The following is a 9,019-nucleotide window of genomic DNA, read 5'->3' on the forward strand; positions in this document are numbered from 1 at the left end:
TCGGCAACGTCAAGAACAGTCTGCACGGCTCCTACCATCATGCCAGTGGCAAACACTTGCCGCGCTACCTCGGCGAGTTCTGCTATCGCTTAGACCTTGTGCCCAGGATGGCGGCGGCCGGTCGCCGGACCCGGCGCCATCCCCGCCAGCCCCAAGATGCCCATGAGCCGCTGCACGCGCTTGCGGTTGACCGCATAGCCCTGCTCGCGCAGCGACACCACCATGCGCCGACTGCCATAGAAAGGGCGCCGGGTGTACTGCTCATCAATCAGCTCCAGGAGGCGCAGCTCCACAGCGTCCGCTGCCTCTTCGCCGCGATGGGCGTAGACTCCTGAGCGGGCCACCCCGCTCAGCGCGCATTGACGGCTCACCGCCAACCCCGCCTCGCGCTCGATCCAGCTGCGCCGAACGCTCACAGGCTGAGTCCGGACTTTTTTTTCAGCCAGTCCAGCTCCATTTTCAAGCGCCCAATCTCGCTGTAGAGCCGATCCGTGTCCGCCGCACCATCCGCTGTCTTCGGCCCGCGCTTCTTGGCAAACAGTGTCTCCGCCTGCTCTAGGATCTCGCGTTTCCACTGCCCGACCTGCACCGGATGAACGCCATAGGCTTGCCCGATCTCGTTGACTGTCTTGACCCCGCGGATCCCCTCAAGGCCAACTTTCGCCTTGAAGGCTGCCGTGTAGGTCTTGCGCTTCGCTTCGCCCATCTCTTACTGCCCCTTTCGATTGAGCGGCTAGCTTAAACTACTGTCTGTTTTTCGGGGTCCACTATAGTACGTCGTACCGACACAGCCGCTCGAGCTTCTGGCGTTGATCCGCCCGCGCCGCCACCCCGGCGTGCAGGGAAACCCCGGCCACCTTCCCGACGCCGTCATCGAACGACTCGTCGCACGCTCGCAGTGTCTGCAGCGCGAACACATTGCGAACCTGCTGCGGCCCGACGGCGGTAGGGTAGGTGATCGACGAACCCAGGAGCTGTTCCATCGCGCCGGATTCGAGCGCGTCGCCAGCCAGGTAGCTGTTCTCCGCAGGAGGTCCCGCTCGAGCAAGCGAGCGCCTTCGCTTGCAGCAAGGACGGGATGCGCCACCCGCAAGAGCCGAACGGGATGGAAGATGACGTCACCGAGCTGGCGGAGGAGCCCCGACTGCGGTGAGGGCATCGATTGCTGTTAGGCGCGCGGGGAGCCCGCGGCTTTTTCAAGTTCCAGCAGGATATTTAATGCGTCGATGTCGGTGAAGATTCCGGCCAGCTCCTCACCTCTCACCACCGGAAGGGCTCCGAATTTCTTCTCCACCATCAAGTGCACCGCATCGGCAACCGGCGTGTCTTCGGTCGCCGTCATCGGCTCCTTGGCCATGATTCTAGCCACGGGAGTGGCCACCATCTCCTGCACGAAGTCCTCCCGTCGCATACCCGATAGCAGCGAGGGTGTGGCTCGACGGATGTCGCGATCCGTGACCATCCCCACGAGCCTGGAGCCGTTGGTGACCGGCAAATGACGGATGTGGTGCCTCCCGAGCAAGGACACCGCCTCCTTCATGCTCGTCGTCTCGCACACGGTAAACAGGTTCTGAATCATGTACTCTCCGACTCGCATAGGCTCAACTTCTTTTCGTTGTGCCAGGACTTTTAACACGTCGATCTCGCTCAAGATCCCGACCAGCTCCTCACCTCTCACCACCGGAAGGGCTCCGAATTTCGTCTCCACCATCAAGCGCACCGCATCGATCAGCGGCGTGTCTTCGGTCACGGTCTTCACCGTCACCGGCTCCTTGGTCATGATGCGACCCACGGGAGTGGCCTCCAGCACGTCCTCGTAGTCCCCTTCGATACCCGACTGCAGCGCGGGTGAGGCTCGACGGATGTCGCGATCCGTCACCATCCCCACGACCCTGGAGCCGTTGGTGACCGGCAAATGCCGGATGTGGTGCCTGTCGAGCATGAGCACCGCCTCTTTCATGCTCGTCTGCTCGGACACGATAAACGGGCTCTGAGTCATGCACTCTCCGACTCGCATAGGAAGAACCTCTTTTCGTTGTGCTGGAAACCGGCCCTAATTGACGATTTGATACATGCTTAAATAGCCGCCCCAATCGGATCGAAAGACCAATTTTAAATCAGCAAGCTCTTTTTCGGCTGCGGTGGTAAAAGGAAGTAAGCTGGCGAGCAAAGAATCTTCAAAAGTCGGATCGATGATCCTCCAGGCACGAACAAAGTTCTCATCGACAGGCTGTAGCATATAACTGCCGGTTCCTTCTCCTTCACGAGCCCATTCTCTAACCTGTCTGATCTGACCGTGCAGATCGGAATCGGTCGAAAACAAACGCGTCTCTAAGGGCAGGCCTTGGCCGGCTAAAAGGCTGATCTCTTGTATATGTGCCATATCATCGGCACTTATCAAGATATAGTTATCACCTGCATCCGTATACAACTGGCTCAAGCATGACTTGGCATCTCTGGCATTGCCGATTAAACATTGCGCGAAGACAATCAATTGTTCTTGCTGAGAAAACCCATTACCGATCTCTCGCCAAAATGATTTCTCTTCTGGATTGGAGAAGGCCTTTTCGACAGGCTGTTCTGGGATGGCCATTCGTCCTGTAAATAGATGCAGACGTTGAGCGTTATCCCAGTAAGTGATAAATCTATCCGAGTCTATGGTGTGTTTCTTAACAGCAGCAGAGAGAAACTGCCACTTTTCTTGTCGGTATTGATGATGTCTGTTCTTATCCCTTGCATCCGCTTCTTCTTCATTGATTACAGGGACAGGATAAATGATGGCCCGACGCTCTTTATTGTCAGCCAGGTATTCAGCCACAAACATTTCCAGTTCTTGATCTCCTGGGCTACTGACTAAAAACTTATTTAGCGACTTGATAGGAAAGCGACTATCTATATCTTGATACTTGGACGTTTCAACGGCTGATTGTGAATAACTGAACTGTGTATTATGTTCATTGCTAAAGGTTATTGATGTAGTGGCTAAAGCAATAATTAGGAAGGAGATTCTAGGCTGAGACATGGCGTAGTTCCGAATAGAAGTTTAACTGGTAGAGGTCTGGTAGAGGAATATTGAAAATGAAGGTAAAGGCAGGGAATAAAGACCCTATGCAGATCTGACTACTTCGGCATAGGGTCTATAAAGGCCGGATTACTTGCTGAGCTCCTCTACCTTTTCCTTCAACTCAGCAAATTCTCGGATCTGGGTATTCCGATCCTGGATCTCCGTATAACGGCGCATCAACCTGGCCCAACCTTCAGAGTAGGTGAAGCCGCCTGGGTTTACATGGAACAGACCTTTGTAATGCTTGATCAGATCATGCTCCCACATCTCGGCATGGGTGCGGCCAGTGAATGAAGGATTATTACCCTTGGCCCAGAACAATCCATAGAAATCGCCAGGGGCATCTTCTGCAGGCGCTGGTGGTGCAGGACGATTGGTCTTTTGCCCAACCATTAAACCATCATCATACAATTTCTGTACGATCTGTTTGGCTTCTTGTTCCACCTCAAGACCTTGAATGGTGCCTTTGTCTGCCGTATCCAGCCAGGCTTTGGCAAAGCGTTGAGAGTGACACTGAGCACAACTGGCGACCCACGCTTGTTTGCGTTCTTCAAACCAAGGATGGTCTAGGTTATCCGCAATTTCAGGGGTTGGATTAAAGCCCCAACGAACTTTGCGTACCAAGTTGTGTGAATATTCACCCTTGTATTCAAAGTGACAAGTAGCACAGGTGGGTGCAGTGTAATTACCTTCGGTTAGGTGATCTTTCAATTGAACTTCAAAGTTCCAATTGTCTTTACCCATTGTCTCGTAGACCACGCCATGCTTAGACAACATGTAAGCTTCAAACTCGTTGTGATCGACACCGTTGTGGCAGGTGGCACAGGCCTCAGGCTTACGGGCCTCGGCGGCAGAGAAGGTATGGCGAGTATGGCAGCCATCGCATTTGTTTTGTTGGTAGTGACACATATCACAACCTTGCGCCACTTCACGTTGTGACATACCAGCCCAGATGGCGGTTTCCACATTGGCCTTCCAGTCCATGGCATGGGAAGGATGTCCATCCGGCCACTGTCCTTGCGGCCATTTTTGTTTTTTCTCATCCTCGGCTTCGGCGAATTCCTGCACGTGGCATTCACCGCAAGCAGCACGGTCGGGCAATCTTAATTCTTTGTCATGCACTAGAGAGGTTTTGCCAACACCGCCATGACAATCAATACAACCTACGGTAGCCAATTCTTGACCTTCTTTTAATACACCTCGTTGTTGCAGGCCTGTTTCGATCTCCTCCAACATGGCCTTTTTATAAAAACGGGGATCGTCATGGTGCAACTCTCGGATGTGATCAAGATTAGCGTGAGTGCTGTCTTCCCAGGCATGTACCCACCCGGGTGTGGTGCCCTTATGGCAGTCCACGCATTGTTCCGCCGTGAATTCTCCTTCTACGGTGTCAGGTGGCTCATAGAAGGTAACAGGATTCCAGTATTGTTGGATTGGGATGGGTTCCCAAAGGTCGGCGTACTTTCCTTTTCCAGGATGATCAGCATAATACTTATCTTTTAACGCTTCATAGTCAGTAGCAGCATAACTGGAAGCGCTGGTGAGCATGAACAATAGAATGGCGAATCTAGCTATCATGTTATTTTCTCTGTTGTGGTCAAGCCCAACCGGACACCCGACTAAGCACACTGCAACGTCTAGATGTACGTGATGTCGGTCGTCCGTACCCGGTTCTTGTCCGTCGCCGCAAAATCCCGGTTCAACACGTTCTTTGCCACCGGCAGCGCGTGCTAGCTGCCCGTCGTCAGCACGAGCCGTTTCTTCCGCTTCACCACCAGGCCCAGCTTTTTCATCAGCTTACGGATCCGGTAGCGCCCAATCTCACAGCCTTCGCTTTCTCTCCGTCGTCATCTTTCACCTCGTTCGGTAGTATTACCACCTCAGCGAGGTGTCCGGGAGGATTAGACGACTTCACATTATCGCCCGGACCGGCGCGGTCACCCTGATTCAGCGCTGGCTCATAGGTGTCGGCAACATCACCACATGCGCTGTAGCCGATCAGTTGGCCATCGTCACTCCACCATTCATCCACGATACCCTGGTCGGAGCTATGCACATGGCGAATGCTGCTGCCCGCACGGCTCGAGCGCTCCGGCGGTGCCGATTTGATCGGACAGGTGCGAGACTTAACAAGAACCATCGGCACGCGTGACTCGAAGCTCCGCTTGCCTTCACCACAAAGCTGATCCACGATCACGGCGGCCTGGCGATTGATCGGCTCGACGAATGAAAACACCTGCCCCTTGTGTTCAGCACAATCACCGACAGCGTAGATATCCGGGTCGCTGGTACGCATGGTGTCATCGACATTGATCCCCTTGCCAACATCGAGGCCTGCTCGGGCCGCAAGCTCAACGTTGGGCTTCAGGCCGATCGCCGAGATCACGACGTCGCGCTCCATGGTGTGCCCATCCTCGAACTGGATCTGCAACCCACCGTCTTCTTTGGCGATATCGTTCATCGTGGTGCCGAGAATAAACTCGATTCCGGTCTGGACGTATCGATCGCGAACGTAGGTGGAAACACCCTCGGACACCACGGACGACAGCAAATACGCGGCTCTATCGTTGATCGCGACCTCATGCCCGGCACGAGCAAGGTGGTCGCCCAATTCACATCCGATCAAGCCGGCACCCAGAATCAGTACCCGCTTGCGACCGCTGTTGAACAATTCCGTCAGTGACTCATACTGATCCAGGTCATTCAGCTGATGGATATGCTGCTGGATACGACGATCGTAGAGACGCAACGGCACCGCGCCCGTCGCAAGCACCAACTTGGCGTACTCGACCTTGCCTTTGCTGGTTAACAAACTGTTTTTCTTACGATCGAGACCAAGCACCTGGGTACGCGCACGCAAGTCCACGTCCAGCAACTGCGCGCGATCCGGACCTTTGGCAATGATCAGATCCGCACGTGACTTGCTGGTAACGGACACGGACAGGTGCGGCTTGTAGTAGTAGTCACCATCATCTTTCGTGACGATGGTGATCGGGCCTTTGGCACCATTCTGGCGCAGTTGCTCGGCGATGTACCAACCGCCGATCCCAGCGCCAACAATCACAATGGGCTCGCCTTCCTGGTCGGTGTTGCGCTCGGCAACGGCTTGCGCATGCTCGGACAAACCGGCGAATTCAAAACTCTCGCGAGGATCACCACACACCGAACAAAACCATCCCTCCGGCAGGTCTTCAAATCGAGTCCCCGGGGCCACCCCGTGAATCGGGTCACCCAGAGCTTCGTCGTAGATATGCTCGCAAGTGACACAACGATAGCGTTTAAAACTCATCTTACTTCTCTCGTGTATTCATGTGGTGATCGAAATGATCCTTAACCGCGCCCCTAACAATGGCGACAGATATTGGTCATTGCGACACGAGAGCCTAAGCCAACAGCCCCTACCACCGGTAGAACCCCCGTACGAATTCTCAGCGGCTCATGCCGCTGCCTCGACGGTACCCTGAGCAGCCAGAGACTCCAGCCACTTCGCCCATACCTGCTGGGCCGGGCCTTGCAGAGTTGGCCCATAGCGCTGACCATCTTCCCGTAGTTCAGGAACCGTCAGCCCTTCTACTGACGCAATTTCGTGCGCATGACCGAGGTACCAGCTTTCCAAGGCCTCGGGTTCAACTTCCAAATGGAATTGCAGCGCCAGTACATTGTCTCGGTAGCTGAATGCCTGATTAGGATAGACCGCCGACGACGCCAGCCGGGTTGCACCGGCGGGCAGATCAAAGGTGTCTCCATGCCAATGCAGAACTTCCGCCGCGTTCTGCATGGGCGCTAAGACGTTCCCCTCGACATCATCGTGAATTTCCAGCGGCGCCCAGCCGATTTCCTTGGCGCCACCGGGATACACATCCGCGCCCAGCGCTCTGGCAATCAGCTGACACCCTAGGCAGATACCCAGTACAGGCCGATTGCGCGCGATGCGGTCACGGATCAGTTGCAGTTCGGTTTCCAGATACGGATAGGCATCCGTTTCGTAGACACCGATCGGGCCGCCCAAGACGACCAGCAAATCCGCATCGTCTTCACTGATCGGGCCAAGGTCCTCGGCGCCCGCCATAAAGGTGCTAATGGCGTAGCCGTGCTTGCTTAACACCCGTTCCAGATTGCCCAAATGTTCAAAAGCAATATGCTGGACCACATGTGCGAGCATCTTTACTCCTCCTCTTTTGTGTACCAACATTCGTCGGTCACTAGTCTTGCTTAGTTGAGCAAACCTTCCGCCTGGAAGGACTCACGACCTTCCGGGGTGTCCAGCAAGCCAGTTTCTTCGGCAAGCTCGATCAGCTCTGAGAAATCGACACGGAACAGGGCAACTTCGGCTTCCGCCCGGGTATCACCGATCACCTCTTTGACATGCTCATATCCGAGTTGTTGTAGGATGGTTTCCCAAACGTTCAACTCCTGACTGGCGAACCAACGCATCGGACGCGGCAGCAGCTGCGCGAAGAACACCAGCTCACGCGGCGTCAGGTGACGGACGATTTCCTTGGTCAGGTGACGGAAGATGCCACTGTGCGCCAATTCATCCTTGCGGTGTGCATCGGTGGTGATTCTGTTGATCGGCTGCACATCATCGGCGTCGGACAGCAGGCTCAGATAGTCGCTGATAAACACCTCGGAACAGATGCAGGCGACCGTACGAACGATCTTTTTTTGCCAGTTCTCGGAATACTTCGCCGCCTCAAGCTCGATCTGGTTAACCAATTCGAAGCTGGGCAAACGCAGGTCTAACAAACCACGCTGTGTCCGGGCCATACGTGCGGTCTGGATCACCATCAACACATGGTAGGCCTCATCCGTCAGAGTTTGGGCGGCCAGCCATTTGATGGTTTCGTCACGCGTACCCGGCAGGGTACCGTAGATGATCTCATTGCAAATCGGCGAGATGATTTTCGATTCAATATCGATGGTCTTCTCGTTATAGGCGATCCAGCCGGATGTCAAAATCTTGGTGCGCATTTCGTCATCAAGCTCGCCGTAGCGCGGATGCCTGTGAAACGGGATCAACCGATCCATGAAGTCGTCGTACTCATCGCTGTACATCATTTCGACTTCGAACTCTTCGTTTTTCACCTGTGCACGGTCTTTCCACATCTCGCCCATTTTGGCAAGAGCGGCGATACTATTATTGTCGGAGACAGCGGGTGCATCAGAAGCAAGGGTTGCAGTTCGCATGGGTCACTCCATGTAGTTAAGAATCACGAGCTTTGCTCGCTTAGACATGTTGAAACAGCCCCGAAAGACAAATCCAGGACTGCATACTTTGAATATGTCCATCCTGGACTTCTCAGAGCATGCTCCGGCGCAAATGCGATTTGCGCCTCGCAATCAAAATTGACCACTTACCGCGGTCAATTTTGGCGACACATCCCTGTGTCACAGGCAGCTCTGATTCTTCAGAGGCTCCCTAGCGATCCTCCCTGGGTTTCGGGGAGAGCCATGATTTCTTTTTAGGCAATTCGGATCGATTCGATTTCCGCGTACACAAAGACGGCGAAAATAGCTGAGCGCGGCCGTGCGAAGCAATTGATTCATAAAGATTCGACTCCGAGCTGAGTGTATCCGCTGAGATCTAAGCACACTCTATTGGTTAGAGGTGCTTGAGGTTCGTGATGCCATAGCAACGGCGCTTGAGGACTTTGAGCTCGTATGACTGGCCCGCTTCACCACGGAGCATGATCGATGCCATGTACTCATCAGCGCAACGGATCGGTCGCTGGCGGCCGGTAACGCATTGGAGGCAAGCCGCCAGAGTCGTGAGGTGGAAGGGCATTGCCGCGGTGCCGCCTCGAACGCCGAGACAAAATGGCCGCGGAATGAGTTGGCCAATGGAACAAAATGTCGCGCCGGCCTTGATCATCGGACCGTTGCGCCAGGCAAAGCCTGGAAGGAGAGGAAGATAGCGGACGGATAAGCGAATCGGAAACTCCTTGTTGCGGCCCA

The 9,019-nt window shown here is 54.7% G+C and carries 7 protein-coding genes and 3 pseudogenes; 1 reads left to right on the forward strand and 9 read right to left on the reverse strand.

The features are described from left to right. Nucleotides 1–95, forward strand: a pseudogene (locus tag G3446_RS24730) (transposase); the annotation flags it as partial. Here the strand turns inward: G3446_RS24730 and G3446_RS28430 are convergent. From G3446_RS28430 to G3446_RS27745, 9 genes and pseudogenes are all read right to left on the reverse strand, one after another. Next, nucleotides 93–706, reverse strand: a pseudogene (locus tag G3446_RS28430) (IS3 family transposase); the annotation flags it as partial. The pseudogenes G3446_RS24730 and G3446_RS28430 overlap by 3 nt on opposite strands. Nucleotides 707–779: 73 nt before the next feature. Next, nucleotides 780–1,025: pseudogene (locus G3446_RS27740) on the reverse strand (IS91 family transposase); the annotation flags it as partial. Between the two features lie 143 nt (nucleotides 1,026–1,168). Beyond that, a complete protein-coding gene (locus G3446_RS24750; RefSeq protein WP_164456358.1) occupies nucleotides 1,169–1,999 on the reverse strand; it encodes a CBS domain-containing protein in 831 nt (276 codons plus the stop codon). Nucleotides 2,000–2,053: 54 nt separating this feature from the next. After that, entirely contained in the window at nucleotides 2,054–3,022 is a 969-nt protein-coding gene (locus tag G3446_RS24755) for a hypothetical protein (protein ID WP_164456359.1), read from the reverse strand. 129 nt (nucleotides 3,023–3,151) lie between these two features. Beyond that, nucleotides 3,152–4,642 carry a multiheme c-type cytochrome gene (locus G3446_RS24760; protein ID WP_164456361.1) on the reverse strand — a complete coding sequence of 497 codons (1,491 nt, stop codon included), beginning with the start codon at nucleotides 4,640–4,642 and terminating at the stop codon, nucleotides 3,152–3,154. Nucleotides 4,643–4,856: 214 nt separating this feature from the next. Next, entirely contained in the window at nucleotides 4,857–6,353 is a 1,497-nt protein-coding gene (locus tag G3446_RS24765) for an FAD-dependent oxidoreductase (RefSeq protein WP_164456363.1), read from the reverse strand. Between the two features lie 147 nt (nucleotides 6,354–6,500). After that, on the reverse strand, nucleotides 6,501–7,226 hold the full coding sequence (locus G3446_RS24770; RefSeq protein WP_164456364.1) for a glutamine amidotransferase: 726 nt from the start codon (nucleotides 7,224–7,226) through the stop codon (nucleotides 6,501–6,503). A gap of 50 nt (nucleotides 7,227–7,276) precedes the next feature. Next, entirely contained in the window at nucleotides 7,277–8,251 is a 975-nt protein-coding gene (locus tag G3446_RS24775; protein ID WP_164456365.1) for a diiron oxygenase, read from the reverse strand. 415 nt (nucleotides 8,252–8,666) lie between these two features. After that, nucleotides 8,667–9,019 (reverse strand): hypothetical protein (locus tag G3446_RS27745; RefSeq protein WP_209262620.1); only part of this gene is annotated, 353 nt, incomplete at its 5' end.

The sequence above is a fragment of the Thiorhodococcus minor genome, assembly GCF_010820565.1.
GTDB classification, from domain to species: domain Bacteria; phylum Pseudomonadota; class Gammaproteobacteria; order Chromatiales; family Chromatiaceae; genus Thiorhodococcus; species Thiorhodococcus minor.

Bases quoted from the DNA above. Each gene is read 5' to 3' on its own strand.
- G3446_RS24770 (WP_164456364.1), bottom strand. From the start codon at position 7,226: ATGCTCGCACATGTGGTCCAGCATATTGCTTTTGAACATTTGGGCAAT.
- G3446_RS24765 (WP_164456363.1), bottom strand. From the start codon at position 6,353: ATGAGTTTTAAACGCTATCGTTGTGTCACTTGCGAGCATATCTACGAC.
- G3446_RS24755 (WP_164456359.1), bottom strand. From the start codon at position 3,022: ATGTCTCAGCCTAGAATCTCCTTCCTAATTATTGCTTTAGCCACTACA.
- G3446_RS24750 (WP_164456358.1), bottom strand. From the start codon at position 1,999: ATGACTCAGAGCCCGTTTATCGTGTCCGAGCAGACGAGCATGAAAGAG.
- G3446_RS24775 (WP_164456365.1), bottom strand. From the start codon at position 8,251: ATGCGAACTGCAACCCTTGCTTCTGATGCACCCGCTGTCTCCGACAAT.
- G3446_RS24760 (WP_164456361.1), bottom strand. From the start codon at position 4,642: ATGATAGCTAGATTCGCCATTCTATTGTTCATGCTCACCAGCGCTTCC.